The organism is Candidatus Neomarinimicrobiota bacterium, assembly GCA_036476315.1.
In the GTDB taxonomy this organism is placed as follows: Bacteria; Fidelibacterota; Marinisomatia; order Marinisomatales; family S15-B10; genus JAZGBI01.
On sequence record JAZGBI010000037.1, the window covers coordinates 1 to 22,236 of the forward strand.

The following is a 22,236-nucleotide window of genomic DNA, read 5'->3' on the forward strand; positions in this document are numbered from 1 at the left end:
TGGCTTCGCTTTCGTATATTATCCTTAGCTATATCTTGCTCGTTGTCGCGTTCATCGACCTGGATCATCTTGTTGTTCCTAACGGGATTATTGTTTTCGGTATCGTCGCCGGAATGATTCTTCTTTCCGTAAACGGGTTGTCGATTGGGTGGAACGCCGCGCTGCTTGGGGCGGTTACCGTATCGGGATTTCTATACCTGACCGGCGTTTTGGGTAAGCTGCTTTTCAGAAAACAGAGTATGGGTCTCGGTGATGTGAAATTGGGTGCCCTCATTGGCCTTTTCGTCGGCTGGAAATGGGCCATAGTGTTGCTCTTTCTCACATTCTATATCGCCGCCCTCGTGGGACTGGCAGGCCTGGTGACCAATCGAATGCGGTTTGGCCAGAGAATCCCCTTCGGTCCGTTTCTGTCATTGGGGACCATATCAACTCTGTTCTTCGGAGACTTTATCTGGGATTTCATTATTCTGAAAATCATATTGAGGTAAGGTATGGCAATCAGGTCAAAAAAGCCGCTGGGGCAGATGCTTGTGGAAGGTAACAAGATCTCCAAGGAAGAGCTGGCGAAGGCACTGGAATACCAGAAGGAAGCCGGGACATATTTGGGGAAAGCTCTCATCAACCTGGAAATCATTTCAGAGGAAGAATTCGACGAATTTCTGGGCGAGCAACTGGGAATCCCTCTCATTAATCTGGGAAGTTACGAAGTGTCCAGGGATGCTCTTGAGTTATTGCCGGACAAGGTGGTGAGAAAACACAAGGTGCTACCGTTATTCGAGATAGAGGGAGTGCTTAGTGTGGCCGTATCGGACCCGCTTGACGACAACGCTCTTGATGCCGTCGCCCGGGAAACGGGATTAAACGTGGAACCGGTTCTCGCCCTCTCGACGGATATCGACAGTGCCATCGATGTATACTATGGCATTTCCAAAATAATTGGAGACATAGACACGGACGATTTCGTTCAAGCGAGTGACCAGGTAGCCTTGGAAGAGCTGGCTGACGAAACGAAGATAGTGGCCCTCGTCGACGGTTTGATCAAACAGGCCGTCAAATACTTGGCGAGCGACATTCATATAGAAGCTCGCGAAAACGATATTCGCGTACGATTGAGGATAGATGGAAAGCTGCAAGATTTCCACACTCCTCCCAAGAGCCTCCATCTTCCCCTTCTCTCCCGCCTGAAAATCATGTCGGGGCTTGATATTGCTGAGACACGACGCCCTCAGGATGGCCGGATCCATCTCTCATCAGACGGGAGGAGACTCGATCTGAGATTCTCCACTTTTCCAACCTACTATGGAGAGAAAGCTGTCCTTCGAGTGCTCGACGTTGAAAAAGCCAAGTTGAAATTGGATGAGCTGGGCTTCGAGCCGAATGTTATGAAGACGTATGGGGATCTCATTTCGAGTGGCGAAGGCGTCATTCTTTTTTCCGGTCCCACTGGAAGTGGTAAAACGACGACCCTCTACGCCACTTTGAACACGATTAATTCTCCCACAAAAAACATCGTGACTATCGAGGATCCCATTGAGTACGAGCTTGTCAACATAAACCAGGCACAGGTCAATCGGAAAGCCGGCTTAACCTTTGCAGCCGCACTGAGGTCCATTTTGAGGCAGGATCCCGACATAATCATGGTGGGCGAAATAAGGGACGAGGAGACAGTTGAACTCGCAATACGCGCGGCCCTGACGGGTCACCTGGTGTTCAGCACAATTCACACGAATGACGCCGCGGGTGGATTCGCTCGCCTACGGAACTGGGAAATGGAACCTTTTCTTATCACGTCAACTATCAAGGCGATCATCGCTCAACGTCTCATCAGGAAACTGTGCCTCAAGTGCCGAAAGCCTTATGCCCCGCCCCCAGAGGAATTGAGAAAGTTAGGCCTGGAGGAAAATGGTGAGTATACCTTTTACAAAGCGACAGGTTGCCTCTCCTGCAGGAACGCAGGTTATACTGGCCGGATCGGTCTGTTTGAATTGCTCGTGATGACTCCAACAATCGGACAAATGGTGACGTCGAACGAATCTGCGCAGGAAATACGAAAGGCCGCTGAAAACGAAGGTATGGTAACGCTCTTTCGCGACGGTACGAACAAGGTAGTCCATGGAATTACATCCTTCGACGAGTTTGTCACCACCGTCTCGGCCACTGTGACCCAACTGGACAAGTGAAGAAGCATGTCCGCAGACACGCAGGCCGTCTTCGCCTGCGAGACAAAGTCGCTTCCTGCGTTCATCATCGGCTCTCCAAAGTGCGGTGATGAGTGCTAGGTGGCAGCAGCAAATCGAATGGTAAAGCTAAAAGCCCACCCACGAAGGGTTATTTGCATAGGAAAAAGCAGAAAGTTGGAAAAGACTTGTCGGGAAGCTCTTGATCCTTCAGATTGGGAAGTCCATTGGGCTCAAAACGGGCTCATCGGTCTGGAGGAAATGTCCGTCAATGAATATGAAGTGGCAATTGTGGACGATTCACTGCCCCTGCTTACTTCAAGCGAACTGATAAGGCGGATCTCCGACCTGCGACCGGTTCTGCCCGTCCTGGCCGTTGTGGACTCCGATGAGAGAAGAGGTCAGATAATGTCGGATTTCGGATCCGGATTATTCTCCTATCTGGAAAAACCCTTTTCCCTCGAGCGCTTGCGGAAGAGCGTAGAGGAAGCCTACGACTACCGTGAATTCGTCATGTCCCAGAAGAAAGAGATGAGGGCTTTTTTCAACATGACGGGATGTGAGAATATCGTGGGCCGGTCCTCTGCAATGCTGAGGATTTACGAGGTCCTCTTCAGGATTGCGAATACGGATGTAACCGTCGCAATCTACGGTGAGAGCGGTACGGGTAAGGAGCTGGCGGCAAGATTCCTGCATTTCTCAGGGACCCGGGGTGAGAAGCCTTTTGTTGCCGTCAACTGCGCTGCCATTCCGCATGAGCTTTTGGAAAGCGAGCTGTTCGGTCATGAGAAAGGGGCGTTCACAGGGGCGGGGGAACGGAAGAGTGGAAAATTCGAAGTGGCTAACAAGGGAACTCTCTTTCTTGATGAAATTGGAGACATGAGTCTGCCGCTTCAGGCAAAGATACTCAAGGTGATGGAGAGAGGAGAATTCGAACGAGTAGGCGGGACAAAGACAATCGAAGTGGACGTTCGTTTGATCTCTGCGACGAACCAAAATCTTGAAAAAATGATCAAAAATGGGGAATTTCGTGCCGACCTCTACCACAGGATTAATGTATTTCCTATTTTCCTGCCGCCATTGAGTCGCAGACGAGATGACATTCCTCTTCTCTCCTATGATATACTGTCGAAAACGTCCCAACGCCACAGGAAAGAGTCGGTTTATCTCAAAGCTGATGCACTGGAATTCTTGACGAACCGAACCTGGGAAGGAAACGTTCGTGAGTTGGAGCATACGATTGAGAGGGCGGTCCTTATGACAGACAAATCATTTCTGGGGGCCGAAGATTTCCAATTCCCGGAAGTCGAAACCCGGGAGACTTACCAGGAGCCGTCTGCTAGTTCTGAGCACCTTTATCGTGGGCTAAGCCCGGACCGTAAGCCCTTGACATTGAAGGCTGTGGAGAAGGCGGCTATCGAAGGTGCCGTTGAACGCAACAACGGAAATCTGTCAAAAACAGCTTCTGAACTCGGGATCAGTAGAACGACACTTTACAGAAAACTCAAAGAGCACGGTTTGAGTAGGTAATCAGGCTAAGGCTGAGGCCAAGGCGAAGGAAAAACAATAGGCGAAGGCTGAGGCGAAGGAGAAAAGGCCGAGGCTAAGGCTAAGGAGAAGGAAAAGAAAGGATAGGACAAAGACTCTTTTGGTTGAATTTGTGAGTCTGCTAGAAATATCACTGAGGAACTGTCCACAGGATCCATTGGAAATGCTCTTATTCATTCACTGGAATCCTAGCCTCTGCCTTAGCCTCAGCCTATGCCTAAGCCTTTCTAATTGGAGATAATAAGATGGCGACATTTGAATGGATCGCGCGGGGCCCGGAGGGAAAGACCGTTAAGGGTACTCATGACGCAGAAACGGAAGATCAGGTTCTAAGATACCTTTCCACTCAGGAGTTCACACCCATCTCAGTTCGAAAAACAAGGGGATCCATACTGAATAAGAAATTTGACTTTGCGTTGAGTAGGGTCAGGCCCGAAGAAATATACGATTTTACTCGCCAGCTCGCGGTCATGTTGAAGGCCGGTGTACCCATTCACGAGAGCCTCCTTGCCCTTCAGGAACAGACTGAAAGTCAAAAATTGAAACAGGTCATCTCGGACGCGGCTGACAACATCTCAGAAGGAAAAAGTTTTTCAGAATCGCTTGCTGGATACCCCGATGTTTTCAGTCCCATGGTCGTCAATATGGTGAGAGCGGGAGAGAGTGCGGGTGTTGTGGATGACGTCTTGACCAGATTAGCGAGCTTCATCAATCACGACATAAAGGTCAGGAGAGATGTCAAAAAGGCCATCAGATATCCGATCATCGTTCTGACAGGCGTATTCCTGGCCGCTGTGGGTGCCATAACATTCGTACTTCCCCAATTCTCCGGGTTGTATGGCAGATCAAATGTTCGACTTCCATTGCCCACGCGTTTTCTATTGGGGATAAGCGATTTCATTCAGAATTACTGGCTTATAGTTTTTCTGGGGACTGGCCTTATAGTCCTCGCTCTTTCCTGGTATGTCAGAACTGACCGCGGACGACTTTCCCTCCACAGGTTCTACATCAGCATGCCGATCTTCGGAAAAATTTATCACAAGGCGGCTCTGGGGCGGTTTTCCCACGTGCTCGAAACACTGGATAGAAGTGGTGTTCCAATCCTTGAGTCACTGAAAATCTCCGCAAGCACCCTTGGGAACGACGTGATTAGCCGGGAAGTTGATAAGGCTATCGAAAAGGTTGCCCAGGGCCGGTCCATTGCCGTTTCCCTGGGAGAAGGTTCTCACTTCCCGAGACATATGCTAAAGATGATGGAAGTGGGGGAGGCGGCAGGTTCCTTGGACATCATGCTCCATGAGGTGGCCTCATTGTACGATACCGAAGTGGATGAGCTCCTGGGGAAGTTGACCACCATGATCGAACCGATCCTTACCGTAATCATGGGAGCCGTCATCCTAACTCTGGCCCTGGCGATGTTCCTGCCCATGTGGGGTATGTATGAGGCGTTTTAATTGCAAGGCGAAAGCTGAGGCGAAGATAGGACAAAGGAGGCAAAGGCTGAGGCTAAGGCACAGGCGAAGGAAAAGAAATGAAAAAAAGAAAATTCTGCTTGAATCTGGAAGGAATATCACCGTTTTGAACCTTAGCCTTAGCCTAAGCCTTAGCCTATGGCCATGCCTTAGCCCAGGCATAGCGCTAGCGAAAGCCTAATACAGGAGGAAAGAAATGGCTGAATTCAAAGAATGGTTTTTCAAGAGACAGTTGCCGGCATGGGGATATCTCCTGGCCTTGATCGTCCTGGGCGGGATCTTTTTGTGGCTTATCTGGTCGGTCACGGATGTCCTGAAATAGTACAGGGCCATTGTTTTTGTATCATAATGCTACACTCCGCGCTGGATGTGCGAGAAACGCTCGAATGATTTAATTGTATAATTTTTCAACATCTTATGCTCTCCAGTCAATTTGTTGGCATACTATTTGCTGATTGTGAGAGTGTAATGACACTGACAACAAACTAGGGAGAAATGAAAATGCTTAAAAGGATAGCCAAGAACTTCAAGCGGACAGGCGGATTTACGTTGGCGGAACTGGTTGTGACGACTGCCGTGATGGGAACTTTGGCCGCGGTCGCGGTGCCCAGGTTCTCCGATGTGAACGAGATCGCGAAAGAAAGGAAGACGATGGCGAACATCGACAACGTCATGTCAGCGGCTCAGAACTACTACAGCGATATGACGGTAAGAGTTGGTCGGGGAAGGTTTCCAGGTCAAAATAGATTCGATGACCCTGTCGCGGAAACCTCTGTGTTTTATAGCGATGACGACACTTTCAATCATCTGTTCGGTGACAATGTGGTTGATAGTCCTTACGAAGAGGCTCAGTACAGGTTTATGGTTTCGCCGGGAAGTGGAAGTGGCCAAAAGGCTGTTTCTCCCACTATAACCGTCTGGGATGATGAAGATAAGGAAGAGCCGAAAACGCTAATTAAATCCTACACACCGTAAATGTCACTAAGCCTACATCCTTTTAGAGAGAAGGAAGGAGTAAACAATCCTATGAAACTGAAAGACCAGGCGGGTTTCACTCTGATCGAACTCATCATGGTGGTGATTATCCTGGGCATTCTTTCGGCCGTTGCGATTCCGAGATATATGAACATGGTCGCGACAGCGGAGGAAGCCGCTGAGGATGCTGTCATCTCTCAGATCAAGGCCGGTCTCGAAACCTACGCTACTGAGAAACTCATTACTGAAGGACGGCGTGTCTGGCCCACGAATCCTTTCGATGCCCTTGAGACAAAGCCTGATAAATATGAAACAGGTGCTGGCACAGACGCTGACGAGGACGGAGAGTGGACATTCAACACGACCACAGGTAATGTCACGCATCAGCGAAACGACAATACGAGATGGCATTGGGACTTCGATCCCGGGGTTCAAACCGGTGACCAAGCAGGAATCGGGACTCTGGGCAATCGTACGGCGGACGTGGGCACCTAGCCAAAGTGATAGTGTGCTGTAATTTGCTGCGTTTGAGTAACAGGTTGCATGCCTCAGGATCGATCGACTTCCGTCCTGAGGCTTTGTTGTCTCCGTGCCCGAATAACAAGGACAGCGTGACGCGGAGAACATTCGGAACGGAGCCGGGCGCAGTCGGACAACACCAGCAAAGATGAACAGGAAGAAACAATCGACGAGGAATTCCTCCGGTTTTACGTTGGCGGAGCTTGTGATTACCGTCACCATATTGGGTATTCTTGCAGCTGTGGCGCTTCCCAAGTTTAGTGATCTAACTGAGAGGACACAGACGGAACGTAACATCGGGAATATCCATGTCATACGGGAAGCCTTCATGCAGTACTATTTCAAGCAGCATATGAAGGGGAATCCTCACTTCCCTGACCCCCCGGGAGGCGTGGACAATCTCATGACCGAGGAATGGGCTAGTCTCCCCATACCATCTAATCTGACTGAGGTTGTGACACCGGCATCACTTTTTTCTGATGGGAAGGTTCCTCTCAATTCGAATCAGAGCCCCTTTTCCTACTACGTCACGGTCTCGACAAATACCAACGGCGTGCCCTTACACACCATGACTCTGGGTGACCCCGATCCTGACAGCCCCACATACGACGTGGAATTCTCGTTTTCGCTGTAGCATAACTCCCCTAAAGCGTACCAGAGTTGTGCACTCACCCAAAGCTCCAGAGGAGGTCCGTAACGAGGTCGCTCCCAGTCGAAAAGTCATGACAGAGGTTAATAAGCGGTCTGATACCGGGTTTACCTTAATACAGTTGGTCATCTTGACTGTTGTCATAGGTATTTTGTCGGTGGTGGCTGTCCCCATTATTACGGACACACTAGGATCGACCCGAATCTACACCGCTGCTCAAAGGATTGTTTCCGATATTCAGGAAGCTCAGTCCTTCGCCAAAGCCAGCCACGATTCTGTTTGGGTGGTTTTTGATGTGGTGAATGATGAATACTCTTTGTACCGGGGAGAAGACAATGCTGTAAGAGATATTCAGAAACATCCGGTTACAGGTGACGATTGGATCGTCTCATTTCAGGTGGCGCTTTATAGAGGTGTTGACATTACAAGCGCAAGTTTTGGCGGTTCCACAGAACTTCTATTTGACTCGTGGGGCGACGCAACCTCCGGGGGGACAGTAGTCTTGAACAATTCGGTAACAGTGCAGGTTACTGAGCTGACCGGAAGAACAACAATCTCGCCATGACATGAAGAATCGACGAAATTCAAGAGTTTTCGCTCCCGGAAAGATGGTCCCGGAGTCTTTGAAGGATCAATCCGGAGTTTCCCTGATAGAACTTCTTGTTGTGATCGTTCTACTGGGTACGGGTTTCTTCTCGCTGCTTCAGGTCTTAACTTTTAGCTCAGACACGAGGGCAGAAGCCGAGATTCGGTCGGTTCAGGCAACGTTGGCCAGAGATCTAATGAACGAGATCCGGAGTAAGCGATTCGATGAGTACCTGACGGAACTGTGGAGCAGCGTGCTCGGGCCTGAGGAAGCCGGCTATGCAGAATTTGACGACGTAGATGACTTTCACGGCTGGACAGAATCTGCGGTTCCAGAGTTTTCTCCTTACTCGCGATCAGTGGAGGTGGTCTATGTGGACACGGCTGGAGGCCTTAAGTCGCCTGTGGGTGCACCCACCGATTACAAACTTGTTACAGTCACAGTGGGACACAGGTCCCTTTCTCCTGTGATAGATTCACTGGTGGTCACACCAGGCATCCCTTCTCCTGGGATCAGTTCTCCATTCTGCATGGCGGGGGGTTTAGTCTTGGAGAACCTGACAACTGGGACCACCCACACATTCTATGGACCTTTTCCAAAACGTCAGATGACGTTTACTGTAGACGGTGGAGCGGGAATATTTGTTGTCGATTGCAGCACGTGCCTTGCGGTGGGTGACGTAAGTGGGCAGCTTAGAGTTGCTGGTTTTGACGATCCCAGCGGTCAAATTGTCACCGCTTGTGGAGGTCCTTAGCAGTTCTATCTGACGGGTGTCCATGACTTACAATACTCCAATGACCAAATTTAGTCAGAGAAAGAATCTCGCATGCGGATTCACTTTGATGGAGCTCGTAATTGTGATCATTGCATTTGGCATTATTGGTGTTATATCCGTTGCTATCCTCCGATCGGCTGGTGACGTATACTGGGGGATCACTAACCGAAAGGCCGTGGTGATTACCAACCAAACTGCTCTATCGCGTATGGTCCGTGAGATTTCACTTCAACTGGACAGGAGTCGTCTGGAATATGCCTCGGACGATCAGCTTCAACTCGTAACCCCACGGCTTCACACCTTAACGTATTCCATAGGTGGTGCTCAAATCAGCCTTTCGAAGAATGAGAATCCATCTCGCGTGCTGGCCGATCATATAGTTTTAGCCAATACTTCATTCGGCTACCGAGACTCTTTCGGTAACATTCTCAACGCGTTCCCGTTATCTTCTGCCGACAGACAAAAAGTATGGACAATTGATCTTGAAGTTGAAACAGGGCTCGACACGGATACTCTGGCGCTGAAGTCCACGATATTTCCCGAGAATCTGAGGTATGGTCAAAGAATGCCATATCATGATTAGAAAACTCAAAAGAACTTTGCGCTATTTCTCTGAAGGCCGAGATGGGATGGCGCTGATGGCCTCGACCCTGGCCATCTTCGTTGTGCTCATTCTGTTGGCCACTACCATCGTCCCCTTAATGATTGGTGAGCGGAGGATGGCTGCAAACGTTGTTGTTGAATCGAAAGCCAGTCACATTGCTCATACGGGGCTTGAGAGAGCCATTCAGCATTACCGCCGTACGAGAGTTCCGCCACAGTTTAGCAGTGTTTCGCACAATACTGGAACTTACATTGTTCGGTCTGACCTTCTGAACGACGAGTCTGGAACGCCGCTGTCCTGGTGTAACTATGTCATGATCAGGAGCAGAGGCAGAGTAGGAGAAAAGGAACTCATTCCTGAGCCCCCGGGCCAAGGGAATTTGAAGTACAAGCGCTGGCGGATAGAAAGGAATATGAGAGTAATTCTCTCCAGCTTCCCCCATGCCTTTCTTTTCTCCTTTTACTCCCAGAATCTCGATAACGGAGTATTGGACGTGGGCGGATCAACTGTTAACGGATCCGTCTATTTTAGAGGAAACATTGACTCCTCAATTCCCATTTCTCAGGACGTCTATACCCCCGGAGGTTTCTCCGCGGTCACGGGATCCGTTACCTATCACTCTGACCCTCAACCTCCATTTCCCTATCTTGATCAAACGCCATATTTGACACTCCTCGAAACTGCGTCGGGATATCCCTCCGGAGACTATGTTCTGGAGACCCCGAAGGGTAAGCCCGTGTTCCTGGACCTAAAGACCTATGCCGATAACACGCTATATGTCAATGGCAAGGTGAAGTTGACTCAAGTCTCCGTCAAAGGCCCGGGGAGAATTGTCGCAACTGATTCAGTGACGATAATCAGCACCCCATTTCAGAATGATATCATGGTCGTGAGCGGTAATGCCACCCAGATCCAGTCGTCTTTAGACATGGGCTCCGGTGTCTGCGTTGAGGAGGATGGCGTTATCATTTACTCCGGGGGAGAGCTTACCGTTGAAAGCTCCACAGTCTACGGTTTGGGAATCTCCATGGGAAGATTGGTTATGAATTCAGCCAACTGGACAGGAGCGGTTCTTGCGCTCGGCGGGGCGAGTCCCTCGGCTCCCAATCTGGTTCAAGGCTCCACCCTCGTCGGGTCATTAGTGGCTAAGAACAATGTTGACTTCTCAAGTTCCACACTCGTTCGCGGGCCCTTGCCTCTGGCAGAAGGGAAGGACATCGGTCTGGAGCCATATGTCATACCCGGGTCCTGGCTGGAATACTGAATAACCACTTAGTCCAGTGGCCGACCTCGGAGGTATTTCCGTGTTAGCTTGCTTGATGAACAAGAATTGGTTATCTTTTGCGCAAAGAAGGTGCACATGCGACTATGACACGAATTGTCATTTTCCCCGCAACTGCGGCTATTCTATTTGGGCTTCTCCTACTTGTCGCTCCCTCTGTGATAGAGTCCATTGCCCAGCTGGAAAAGGGCAAGAAGACTGCTGACGAGATGATTTTGAAAAACAGAAGAAAATTTGGCGTTGGATTTGCACTTCTGGGTCTGATGGCTCTTTTCTCAGCCTTTATCCCGTAGAACGGATAGCGTTTGGCACCGCATACATGATCCTGTTCCCTATCATCGGAAGTCTCCTGATTCTCTTTGGCGTGTTACTGATGGCTTCTCCCCGGATCATTCTTGGAATCGAGCGCACGGCCGATCGCATTTACGTTGTAGACCAGAAAATATTGAGGCATCGATATGTTTTCGGTGTTCTACTGGTTCTTTCAGCACTTTATATGATCTACGTCTATTTTATTATGTGACACGCTCTTCCCGTCACGACGGGATCTCCTCGCCTGTCTGCCATAGCACCGGGGCAGACACCTCATGACACCACTCTCCAACCCAGAAGACCTGTTTTTGAAGGAGTATATTCGCGATCAAATGGGTAAGTTTAGGCGATTTTCACTTTCGGCAAAGATCCTATGCTCACACTTGTCACAAACGTCGCACCGGGCAGAACACCCGGCAAGGTACTGTCTGTTTATCTGTCAATTCTGGTCCTAGCCGCCTGTCCCAGTCTGATCAGGTCCGAGAAAAGTGTGCGCTTTGCCGTTATCGGTGATTACGGAAGCGCCAGCCGGTCGGAACAGGATGTTGCCGAACTCGTGAAAAGCTGGCGTCCGGATTTCATAATAACCACAGGTGATAACAACTATCCAAGCGGTGATGCCTTCACCATCGATGCGAACATCGGCCAGTACTATCACGCATACATTTTCCCGTATCTGGGTGGGTACGGTGAGGGAGCCGATACGAATCGTTTCTTCCCCTCACTGGGTACTCACGATTACTACTGTTACGAATGTCCCCAGCCATACCTCGATTATTTCGAGCTTCCAGGAAACGAACGTTACTACGATTTCACCTGGGGACCCGCTCATTTCTTCGCTGTCAACAGTAACGAATTTGAGCCGGACGGAACGGACAGTACGTCAGTTCAGGCTCTCTGGTTGAAGGAGCAGCTTTCTTCCTCCATAAAGAATTTCAGGTTTGTCTATGTGCACCATGCTCCTTATTCATCAGGACCTCACGGTTCCACATTTCGAATGCGGTGGCCTTACCGGAAATGGGGCGTGGACGCGGTCTTCTCCGGACATGATCATGTTTATGAGCGGATCAAACAGGATAACGTACTGTACCTGGTCAACGGCCTGGGCGGCGACAGCAGGTATGCATTCCCCGATTCAATAGAAGGAAGTGAGTTTCGATACAGTCATGACTTTGGTGCAATGCTCGTCGAGGTATCTCCCAAAAGTGCCGTTTTTCGATTCATAAATCGCAACGGAGAGGTCATAGATGCTCACGAGTACGGGAAATACGCCGAACGGTATGACAACGGTCAACTAAAGGCTCAATGGAGGATGAAGGACGGGGACTTCGATGGAATACAGACGCAATGGTATAGAAGTGGCAGGAAAAAGGGGGAGTGGAACTACACGGGCGGTGAGTTGGATGGGAAACAGATTCAGTGGTACGAAAATAGGCGACTAAAACTTGAGCACTACTATCACGATGGCGTGCCAGTGGGAAAATGGACGGAGTGGCACGAGAATGGGTTCGTTAAAGGTGAGTGGTATTTTGAGGGTGGAAAGGAAATCACGCGCCGCTAATCCCGAAACTTCGGGAGAAGTTACGCTAATGGTTGCGGCTTAGTGTTCTAGTGTTCATGTGTTCAAGTGTTTGTGTTTTCTGGTACCTTAACACGTTAACACCTTAATACCTAAACACCTGATTTTTCGTCCCTTCGTGTTCTTCTCCCTCCGGAGGAGACCCTACGGGTCATAGGGACTCCTACGGAGGTGGCGAATCTTATCTCAAGATCCTTTGGAAGATCCTGTGGATCTCAAGATCCTGCGGATAATCCAGACTAGTATTTTCTGTTTCTCCAGATTCTCCAGATTGCGTTGATCATCAGGATTAGCAGGGCCCAGAACCACGTTACGCCTGAGAACAGAGCCTGTTCAAAATAGTATTTGAGAAAATGTTCCACTGTTAGACATCAGGGAATAATCGAGCCAGCCACCGATTCCCATGACGATTGTACTGATTCTGGCTCTTCAAGAAGACGGTTGGACATAAGTTCATTCAAACCTACCGATGCCAGTCATTAATTTACGGTCTGGGATCGGAAATTAGTTCCCAATAGTTTGCGACTGAATCCAACATGCTAGTGAATGTTTCCCAAAAACGCTTTCAAGAACGGGGTCCCTCGAATGACTCGGTAGAAAGGTTTTCCATTTCAACCTATTCAATGGTAAGGACCGGCAATGAAGTGCCAAATGACGGAGAAATCTCAAATCACAAATTCCAAATGACAAACAAATTCCAAATGACAAGTTCCAATGACCAAACTGTTGAAGGTTTTGCCTGTCTTATGAATAGCATCTTTCACATGTTTGGAATTTGGTGCTTGTTATTTATTTGACATTTGGTGCTTGGTCCTTGGTGCTTATTTGAGTTTTGGTGCTTGGAATTTGTGATTTTGTCTTATGTGAGTGTATCGCAAAAGCCTTGCAACAAGCCAACCTTTTCAAGCCTCAGGAATGTGGAGTGAACCATTTCCTGATGGTTCAGCATCATCGGGAGATGATGCACTCCCTATTTCGGTACGATTAGGGTGAAATTCGTAGTTCTCATATAGAGTTGACAAATGGACAAGTGGAACGTAAATTAGATCGATGCGGAGGAAACCCAGTGCCTTCCGACGGCCACTCTTCTTAGCACTGAGTGCCGGTTGCTCAAATTACCCGTCCCACCTCTATCTGTTTGCGTCATACTGACTCCTTTTCGGAGGCTCCTCATCTGAGGCGGCAAAAAAAGCTGACCGCTCATGTTTCAAAGTTGTTATGAGATACTTTCCGCAAGGGGAATGGTCCAACGGTTGCAATAATACTGTATGGTTGGCGGGATAGTCTGTGGAATACTATGAAATGATCGGCCTCAGACGGGAGCCGTTTTCCACCTCGCCAGATCCGGAATACTTGTATCTGTCGGAGCAGCATAAGGAATGCCTTGATCGTCTTGAAATTTCTGTCCGGTTGCGAAGAGGATTGAGTGTTATTATGGGCAGCGTCGGTACGGGAAAAACGTCGTTGAGTCGCAAGCTCATCCGGACATTCCAGAGTGATGGAAAGTACGATTTCTATCTCATTCTCGATCCCAAATTTGATTCAGAATTTGAGTTTCTGGGCCACTTGATCGATCTTTTTCAGGTGGAATCCAGGGGCAATTCTGTACTTGAGTGCAAGGATATTCTTGAGAATTTCTTCCTGAAGCGGGGTCTCGACGAGGATCGAATTATCGTTTTGATCATAGATGAAGGTCAGAATCTTACTCCTGAGTATTTGGAAGCTTTGAGAACATTGCTAAATTTTGAGACTGATGAGTTTAAGTTGCTCCAGCTGGTCATTTTTGCCCAACAGGAGTTCAGGAAGCTGCTCAAAGAGTATAAGAATTTCGGTGACAGGGTATCCACGGGATACGTTTTGAACCCTGTTAATAAAAAGGAAACCAGAGAGCTTATCGAGTTTCGCCTCGTAAAAAGCGGATATGAGGGAAATCCCAAACTCTTCACTCAAGGAGCCATAGAGCAGATCTACAACTATACACAGGGGTATCCCAGGCGAATTATCACTTTGTGCCACAACCTGCTCGTTGAAATGATTATGTCGCAATCGAAGTCGGTAGGAAAGAGCCTGGTCGTTTCTGCCATAAGAAAAGAACGCACGTGGAATGCCTAAAGATAAGAAGGATAAAAAGGAAGCTGCAGCGAATAAACTCCTGAAGGTCCTCAGGGATCGGGATGTTGAGGCGGAAACGGAAAAGACACCTCCTCCAGAGTCACCTACCGCGGAAGTCACCCCGGAACATCTCAAGGAGGACGATGCTGAAGAATTGATCGGCGTTGGCCGACCTCGGGTCGAGGAGGAGCCGTTCCCCGATCAATCGATCGATCCTGTTTCGTCCTGGGATAGGACACCTGAAGAAGATGTCTCCATAGGTACTGTTCCCCCCAACAGGGTAACTTCCCGGACAAAAAAGGAAGGAATTTCTGCCATACTCCACGAGATAATACGATATGTCAACTGTGATAAGGTTGTGACCGGCGTTTTGGTCGAGGGGGGGATGTTTGCAGTGGCGAGTGTCGAGGATCAGAAGGGAACGAAGCGGCTCGTGGACTTTGCAGCTACTCAAATGGATCCGGATTTGGTTCTGGGGGGCGATGACGAGAGACAGCAGGCCGGAGCCGAAATTGTGGGGAAGCTTCTGTCAGAAAAGAACAACAAGCAAAAGTCCTTCTTCACACTCAAGGAAGAATTATCTCTACCGGGGAAAGTCGTATCCTGTTTTCCTGAGGCTGTTTCAGTGGTGAAAGATGTGGAGTTACCCAGCGTCGGCAAGAAAGAGCTGGCAGACGCGATTGAATGGAACGCGAAGAAGGATCTTCCCTTTGCTGAGGAGAAACTAATCATTGACCACATCAAACAGCCGGAAAACGGGGCCGCGGAAACAGGTGGGGGGCACAACCTTGTGGGTGTTTCCAGCGAAGAGTCCATAAACGACTCAGTTCAAGTCATGATCGACACAGTAGGAGTCCCGAGAAAAATCGCTCCTGCTGCTTATGCGGCCTGGAGCGCCTTTGTCTGGAATTACCCTGAATTTTCAAAAGACGACACCATCGTCATTCACATAGGAGAGACCAAAACTGTTGTTCTATTCATTAGTGGCAAACTGCTTCGCTTTGTGCGGGAAATTCAGCTTGGTGGGATTGATTTTTCGAAGGCGATACCGGCTGAAATTACGCTCGGGAGCGACCGCGTCGTCGTAACGCCAAGGATGGCAGAGAAGTTGAGACAGGAATTTGAGATTCCCACCGGAAGAACACAGGGTTCAGACGAGGATGAGGCAAGGGATTCACAGCTGATGCCCCACTTTCGGAACACGCTGGAAAGATTTGTTGGAGCCATGACAAGGGCATTCAATGTCCATCGCAAGGAATTCCCCATGAACAGGGTCAAGAGGATCTTCCTGACGGGATCCGGCGCCGCCCTCGGAAACCTCTCATCCTACCTGAGCGAGGCTCTCGGCAAGAAAGTCCTGCTGCTTGATCCGGTTAGAATGCTCCTGGGAAAGGAGCTTCTCGATGATGGGGGCAACGATAACATGAATAGCCTTCATCTCAGCATTCCCATTGGACTGGCTCTGAACATTCACAGGGGCATAAACCTGCTTCCGAAAAGACTACGGCGCGAAGAGCTATTCCTGATTGTCAATCATGTGGGGCGAAAAGTACTCATCGCCTTGTTCGTTCTCTTTCTGAGCCTTTCCGGAATGACCCAGCTTGACCTTCTCGGTACACGAACTCAACTGGATATCCAGGAAAAGGTTGAGTCTCAGCTAACACCCATCAAGCATCGATATGACACACTGATTCAGGAACTGACAGAGATGGGAGGTTACGGCGGCATGGTTGAATCCGACAGGAGATTCCATGAAAAGGAAGTGGCGATTCTAAAGATGCTGAGCAATGTCACCCCCAGAGAGATTTTCCTGACCTACCTCGGTTTTCGCGAAGGATGGGTGGTTTCGGAAAGCAGGCGCGTGGGTCGAGCAACGGTCACCGATACGGAAATAGAGGCGTCAGACGAAGATTTCATCAGAATGGAGGGCCTGGTGGCGACCAATCCTGCCCTGCAGGAAGCATTTCTGGGGAATTATATTGCCACTCTTGAATCAAACGGACTGTTCGCGAATATTTCAATTGTGGATAAACGCCAGGATCTAAAACAGAGGACAGAAGGACTATCCTTTGTCTTGAAGTGTCAGCTATGAAAATGCCGAAGATCTCCCTCAATTTGACGAATCTCAGGGAGCAGAAGAAATTTATTGTCACGGTCTCCGTGACGAGCGTAATACTCCTTGTCTGGCTGCTGGCAATTCAATTACCGCTGACCAGGAATTATCATCAAGCCAGGTCAAAGCTGGAAGGCCTGGAAGTATCCAACACCGAAATTCGTGCCCTGCAGTCAAGACTCGGTGTACTCGTTGAACAGAGAAACAAGTCGGTGAAAAACTATGCGGAAATTCTCAGAATGATTCCTGGGTCGGAAGGAGTTTCACAATCTGTGAGTGCTGTTTCTGTGCTCGCATCTGAACACAATCTCAGGATGGAGATGTTTAATCCTTCAGCCGTTTCAATCGAGTCAGAAAAGTTCGTTCCCGTCGGCGAACTAAGTAACGTGTTGGTGGAAAAATATCCCATTGACGTTTCTTTGGAAGGTGATTACCGGGACTTTGGCTTCTTTTTGGACGATCTGAAGAAGCTGCCCTATCTGTACACGGTTAAGAATCTGATAATTCAACCGACGATAACCGGCAATGCTCTTAAGCTGGACATGGTGATTTATGCCTATTTGCAGCGTGAGGTGGGCTAAGGGATGTTGACCACTCGTGTGAAGTTTCTCGCCGGTGTACTCGCTCTCTCCGTGTTGTTTCTTATTTATGATACCTTTCAGCGAAGTTCTGCAAAACCGAAATCTGCAACACCCCAATCACAGGTATCGATGCCAGAGGTAGCTCCTCCGGAGAGCCCCGAGTCGGGCACGCGGAGAAACGTGATTCCTTCCAGTGCGAGAGTATTTGCTGGCGGTATGAATCCCTTGGAAGGCTGGGGAAGAAATCCGTTTCTCAAACCGGTGGCTGCAGACATGACCAAACCGGTTGCGGAGGCGATTACCGAAAAGCTTGCGGCTTTGCCACCTGAGATGACTTTCACGGTTCCCGAGCTAACGGTATCAGCTATCACGTGGGCGTCCGGACAGGCGAAGGCTCTGATCAATGGTAGGATTCTCGGGGTGGGGGACGTGATAGAAGGGATGTTGATCATGGATATAGAGGAGGCCAGTGTTACCTTTCGGGGCGGTGGAAAAACCCTGACTCTTGAGGTGGGAACCTGAGATGAGTGATCAACCTACGGCCTGGTTAACGCGGGCAATTCTACCGATAATCTCAACCATGTTGATGGCCAATCCATCAGATAATCGAGCGGAACAGCCTGTTGGGGGTCGTCAGGGAGGCGAGACCGGTAATCCCACCGGTCGCATTGAGATTGGCGAGATAGACCCTCTTGACCAGCTGTTCTCTATTGACATGGTTGAGGCTGATCTTACTGAAATTCTCAGGCTGATCGGTGAGCAGGCCGGTCTCAATATCATAGTGAGTTCCGAGGTTCAGGCAACCGTTACGGCTAATTTGGACAACGTCACGGTGCGCTCTGCGCTCGATGTAATCCTGAAAACAAACGGGTTTAACTATTTCTTTCAGGAGAACATAATTGTTGTTAAGCCAGCGGGAACTGAAATGGTGGGAGAACTTGAGACCGAAATATTCAAGCTCGACTATATCAATTCGGAAGACCTGAGCCTTCCGCTTGCATCCGTTCTCACCCCCCGCGGCAAACTGGAAAGCTTCAAGAGAATTGTTGGAAAAGGCGGTGAGTCGAAGGCCGGTCCCTCCAATGTGGCTGTCGTCTCAGACGTTCATGAGAACTTCCCTCGGATTCGGAGCTTGATAAAGGAGCTTGATGTGGCTGTGCCTCAGGTGAATGTGGCCGTGAAATTCATTGAGACCACGCTAGACACATCCGAGGAGATGGGAATAAACTGGAGTCCGTCTCCCCTTAGTCTCGGACCACCCGATACGCTCCTTGGGACTCGAGGATTTCCCCTGAAATTGAACAATTTCACCATGGCAACACTCAACCCGATCCAACTCACTTCCGCACTGAATTTCCTGAGGGGACGAGGAAAATCGAAGCTGCTTTCAAGCCCTCAAATCACAACGCTCGATAATCAAGAGGCGGAGTTCGAAGTCGTAACAACCGTTCTTATTGAAAGACTTCAGCTGCAGACAGGGTCCCCATCCCGCGCGGGCGGAGCGGCTGCGGGTGGCACTGGTGCTCAAGGGTTCGGTGGTGCCATCCCGTTCGTGAGCCTCGAGGAAAAGGACATCGGCATCAAAATGACGGTCACGCCGAGAGTGAATGAAGGTGGCTTTGTGACTATGGTGATTCAGGCAACAGTGGAAGCTCTTCTTTCCTCCGCCGAGATCGAAACCGAGAGACCGAAGACATCCAAACGTAGCGCTCAGACTCAGGTGATCGTGGCTGACGGTGAGACTGTCATCATCGGGGGTCTCATGAGCGAAAACAACATAGAGTCAACAAAAAAGGTCCCCATTCTGGGGGACATCCCCGTCCTGGGAGTCCTTTTTAGATCCAAGAAGACAATTACTGAAAAGAGAGAACTTCTTATTTTTATCACTCCGACAATCGTAGGCTAACTTACTTCACACCTCTCTTCCGCTCTCGTCCGGACACCAAAAGGAACCACAGATTACACTGATTTCACCAATTAACACGCGGACAAGGCACCACCTTTGGCGGGACAAGGTGAAGCTGCCCGAAATTCTGAGGAATAGCATTGCACAACTAAATGTTGCTATTTAGTCATTGTGACCTTAGCCTTAGCCTCAGCCTTAGTCCGATGTCCAGCCTTGGCTTATGCCTTAGCCTAAATTGATTACTCAGAGGACATACTTTGGTTAAAAAGAACCGGCCCTCGTTCTTCTATCTGTTTCTTTCGATCAGCATCTCTATCATCTTTGTCGGCGTTTCGTTTTCCAAGATCTACAACAGCTTTGAGCTAAAAATGTTGGATGCAAGATTCAGAATTAGAGGGCCGATTTCCACAAGAACTGACATCGCCACTGTGGATATCGATGTTCGTGCCCTTCAGGAAGAAGGCCGGTTCCAGGATTGGTCCCGTGATAAGCACGAGAGAATCATCAGCTTTGCACACGAGCACGGGGTCAAAATGGTGGCCTTTGATATCTATTTCCCGGAGCGCAGCACCCGGTACATACTGGACAACGATCTCAACCTCCTGGATGAGGATGAGTTCAACAGCGAGACAGTTCGTGGTCTGATGCGGGATTACGACCATGGGATGGCCGTAGCGATGATTGAAGCGGGCAATGTCTATCTTGCTCAGAGCTTCAAGCCCTTGAGTGAGGGACAATACGACGCCCGACCCCGAACTCCATCTCAAGATCGGGCCTTGGAACTCCTGGAACCGTACTACCAAGAACACGCCGATACAATCGGACATTTCCTTTTTGGGTTTTATGATATCGAGCCTCCTATTCCTGACTTTATTTCCGCAAGCAAAGGAATTGCCTATGCTCAAGCTGTAGCGGATGATGATGGAGTTATCCGCCGGTATCCTCTCGTGGCCCAATACGACGGGAGGCTGTTTCCGTCCATGGCACTTCTGATGGCTTGCGACTATTTTGGTGTCGACTTCCGGGCTGTGAAGGTCGTGCCCGGTGATTACGTAGCTATTCCGAGAGGTGGGACAACGGGAAACAGCGGTGAGGCCCTTCGTATCCCCATCTCAAAGGAAGGACATATGTTGGTCAACTGGGCAGGAGATTGGGAAGATGATTTTGAACATTTTCCCTACTCTTTACTGAAGGAGTTCTCTGAGGCTGAACATCCGAACTATGTTCTCTCAGGAATAAAGTCGCTCATCCGGGAAAATCCTCTCCTGGTTCAAAATCCCAAAGCCCTCCTGGAAAAAGCGAAGGCCCTGAAGCTTGGACCGGAGCAGATAGTGAGGGACGCATTCTCAAAGGTCCTGATGGCGAAAAGCGTTGAGACTCTTCTTGAAGATAATCTCTCCATGGAAGTAAAGGACTTCTTTGAGTCTCAGGGTATTTCTCTCGACAAGGTTGCACCGGGGATGATACGCTTCTTTCAGGAGATCAAAACCAACCTCATGATCGAAAAGCTTCTTGCCGAAGATCAACAACTGAGCTATGATACACTCCTGGTCCGACTTAAGCTGGAGGGAGGCGCGCAGCTTAAGAGAAACTTCACCATCATCAGTAATCTTCTCCGAACCCAGGGCACGGCGACCCATCAACACCCTCTTTACTTCTATTCATCGCCCACTGAGTATTCTCTGCAAGGGAAGGCCATTGCTCCCTTTGAGTTCCAGAACAAGATTCTCTTTTACGGTCTCACCGCGACAGGAACTCACGATCTCAATCCTATGCCGTTCAACCCGCGCTACCCGATGGTCGGCCTCCACGCGAACGCCTTGAATACGATCCTCTCCCAGAATTTTATCCGACGGACCCCTAAAGTGTACGAGATTGCCATCATGTTAATAATAGGAATCATCCTGGGGCTACTTGTTCCACGGTTCCAGGCGGTGGTAGGGGCGGTTTCAACGGTCTCTCTTTGGGGTATGTACGCCTCCCTGAATGTGATAGCTTTCTCGAGATCAGCAGTATGGATCGACATTATCGGACCATCACTGATCTTCCTCTTCGGTTATCTTACTATAACCATCTACAACTACATCTCCGAAGAAAAGGACAAGAAGTTTCTCCACGAGACATTCAAGGCTTATCTATCCCCGGATCTTATCGACAAGATGTACGAGGAGAAACAGTCACCTCAATTGGGTGGTGAGGAACGTATTCTGACTGCCATGTTTACGGATATCCAGAGCTTCTCTACAATTGCGGAGGAATTGGGGAGTCCTACCAAGCTTGTGGAATTGCTGAACGATTATCTAACGGCCATGACTGACATCCTGCTTGAGCACGATGGGACGCTCGACAAGTACGAGGGGGACGCGATTATTGCCTTTTTTGGTGCGCCGGTTCCTATGGAAGATCATGCGGAAAAAGCCTTTCAGACGGCATTGGCTATGCAGAGCAGGCTTGTTGATCTTCGGAAAAACTGGTCATCAGAAGGCGAAAGGTGGCCTCAAATCGCAAAAGATATGCTTATGCGGATAGGCCTGAATTCAGGTCCCATTGTCACCGGGAATATGGGTTCCAGAACCAGGATGAATTACACCATGATGGGTGACGCGGTGAATCTGGCGTCACGCCTGGAATCCATCGCCAAGCAATACGGCGTTTTTACCGCCTGCAGCGGCGAAACCCTGAATCTTGCCGGCGAAAGCAGTTTTGTGACGAGGCTCATCGATCGAATCAGGGTGGTGGGGAAGAGTGAGCCGGTGAGTATGTTCGAACTCGTGGGCCTTCGCGGCGAGGTGAATTCGGAAGTAAAGGAAATGCTGGACATGTTCGAGGAGGCGCAGGGATATTATTTTCAGCAGGATTGGAATCAGGCTATTGAATTATTCAAGAAGTGTCTGAATCTGGAGCCATACGAGAATCATCCCTCAACCTCCGTAACTCCTTCCAGGATGTTCATAGACCGGTGCGAGGAATTCATGGAAGTGCCACCTGAAGGGGAGTGGGATGGTGTCTACACTGCTACCTCAAAATAGTATAGCCACATCAATTC

21 protein-coding genes are annotated in these 22,236 nt (G+C 49.4%); all 21 read left to right on the top strand.

Annotation, left to right across the window (positions count from 1 at the left end; genetic code table 11):
- Positions 1–488: A24 family peptidase (locus tag V3U24_03900; GenBank protein MEE9166592.1), on the top strand; the 488-nt coding region annotated here is incomplete at its 5' end.
- Positions 489–491: 3 nt separating this feature from the next.
- Positions 492–2,180 (top strand): ATPase, T2SS/T4P/T4SS family, encoded by a 1,689-nt coding sequence (locus V3U24_03905; GenBank protein ID MEE9166593.1) that lies wholly within the window; start codon positions 492–494, stop codon positions 2,178–2,180.
- A 174-nt stretch (positions 2,181–2,354) separates the two neighbouring features.
- Positions 2,355–3,707: a sigma-54 dependent transcriptional regulator gene (locus V3U24_03910; protein ID MEE9166594.1), complete on the top strand. Its 1,353-nt coding sequence runs from the start codon at positions 2,355–2,357 to the stop codon at positions 3,705–3,707.
- A 263-nt stretch (positions 3,708–3,970) separates the two neighbouring features.
- Positions 3,971–5,179, top strand: coding sequence for a type II secretion system F family protein (locus V3U24_03915; protein ID MEE9166595.1), 1,209 nt, complete (start codon positions 3,971–3,973; stop codon positions 5,177–5,179).
- Positions 5,180–5,393: 214 nt separating this feature from the next.
- Positions 5,394–5,519, top strand: coding sequence for a hypothetical protein (locus V3U24_03920; protein ID MEE9166596.1), 126 nt, complete (start codon positions 5,394–5,396; stop codon positions 5,517–5,519).
- A gap of 173 nt (positions 5,520–5,692) precedes the next feature.
- The gene (locus V3U24_03925) at positions 5,693–6,172 is read left to right on the top strand and encodes a type II secretion system protein (protein MEE9166597.1); all 480 of its coding nucleotides are present in this window, start codon (positions 5,693–5,695) and stop codon (positions 6,170–6,172) included.
- Between the two features lie 51 nt (positions 6,173–6,223).
- Positions 6,224–6,667 (top strand): type II secretion system protein, encoded by a 444-nt coding sequence (locus V3U24_03930; GenBank protein ID MEE9166598.1) that lies wholly within the window; start codon positions 6,224–6,226, stop codon positions 6,665–6,667.
- Positions 6,668–6,839: 172 nt separating this feature from the next.
- Entirely contained in the window at positions 6,840–7,325 is a 486-nt protein-coding gene (locus tag V3U24_03935) for a type II secretion system protein (protein ID MEE9166599.1), read from the top strand.
- Positions 7,326–7,413: 88 nt separating this feature from the next.
- Positions 7,414–7,905 carry a GspH/FimT family pseudopilin gene (locus tag V3U24_03940; GenBank protein ID MEE9166600.1) on the top strand — a complete coding sequence of 164 codons (492 nt, stop codon included), beginning with the start codon at positions 7,414–7,416 and terminating at the stop codon, positions 7,903–7,905.
- Positions 7,906–7,948: 43 nt separating this feature from the next.
- Positions 7,949–8,680 carry a prepilin-type N-terminal cleavage/methylation domain-containing protein gene (locus V3U24_03945; protein ID MEE9166601.1) on the top strand — a complete coding sequence of 244 codons (732 nt, stop codon included), beginning with the start codon at positions 7,949–7,951 and terminating at the stop codon, positions 8,678–8,680.
- Positions 8,681–8,768: 88 nt separating this feature from the next.
- On the top strand, positions 8,769–9,284 hold the full coding sequence (locus V3U24_03950; protein MEE9166602.1) for a hypothetical protein: 516 nt from the start codon (positions 8,769–8,771) through the stop codon (positions 9,282–9,284).
- On the top strand, positions 9,277–10,569 hold the full coding sequence (locus tag V3U24_03955; protein ID MEE9166603.1) for a hypothetical protein: 1,293 nt from the start codon (positions 9,277–9,279) through the stop codon (positions 10,567–10,569). The genes V3U24_03950 and V3U24_03955 overlap by 8 nt, the downstream gene beginning before the upstream one ends.
- A 104-nt stretch (positions 10,570–10,673) precedes the next feature.
- On the top strand, positions 10,674–10,880 hold the full coding sequence (locus V3U24_03960; protein MEE9166604.1) for a hypothetical protein: 207 nt from the start codon (positions 10,674–10,676) through the stop codon (positions 10,878–10,880).
- A gap of 26 nt (positions 10,881–10,906) precedes the next feature.
- On the top strand, positions 10,907–11,110 hold the full coding sequence (locus tag V3U24_03965) for a hypothetical protein (protein ID MEE9166605.1): 204 nt from the start codon (positions 10,907–10,909) through the stop codon (positions 11,108–11,110).
- 162 nt (positions 11,111–11,272) lie between these two features.
- Positions 11,273–12,460, top strand: coding sequence for a metallophosphoesterase (locus V3U24_03970; GenBank protein MEE9166606.1), 1,188 nt, complete (start codon positions 11,273–11,275; stop codon positions 12,458–12,460).
- 1,320 nt (positions 12,461–13,780) lie between these two features.
- On the top strand, positions 13,781–14,590 hold the full coding sequence (locus V3U24_03975) for an AAA family ATPase (GenBank protein MEE9166607.1): 810 nt from the start codon (positions 13,781–13,783) through the stop codon (positions 14,588–14,590).
- Positions 14,583–16,682: a pilus assembly protein PilM gene (gene pilM / locus V3U24_03980; GenBank protein MEE9166608.1), complete on the top strand. Its 2,100-nt coding sequence runs from the start codon at positions 14,583–14,585 to the stop codon at positions 16,680–16,682. The genes V3U24_03975 and pilM overlap by 8 nt, the downstream gene beginning before the upstream one ends.
- Positions 16,679–17,284, top strand: coding sequence for a type 4a pilus biogenesis protein PilO (pilO, locus tag V3U24_03985; protein MEE9166609.1), 606 nt, complete (start codon positions 16,679–16,681; stop codon positions 17,282–17,284). Before pilM ends, pilO begins: the two co-directional genes overlap by 4 nt.
- A 3-nt stretch (positions 17,285–17,287) precedes the next feature.
- Positions 17,288–17,806, top strand: a complete 519-nt coding sequence (locus tag V3U24_03990) for a hypothetical protein (protein MEE9166610.1) — start codon at positions 17,288–17,290, stop codon at positions 17,804–17,806.
- A gap of 1 nt (position 17,807) precedes the next feature.
- Entirely contained in the window at positions 17,808–19,190 is a 1,383-nt protein-coding gene (locus V3U24_03995) for a secretin and TonB N-terminal domain-containing protein (GenBank protein ID MEE9166611.1), read from the top strand.
- A 257-nt stretch (positions 19,191–19,447) separates the two neighbouring features.
- A complete protein-coding gene (locus tag V3U24_04000; protein MEE9166612.1) occupies positions 19,448–22,219 on the top strand; it encodes a CHASE2 domain-containing protein in 2,772 nt (923 codons plus the stop codon).
- Positions 22,220–22,236: the final 17 nt, after the last annotated feature.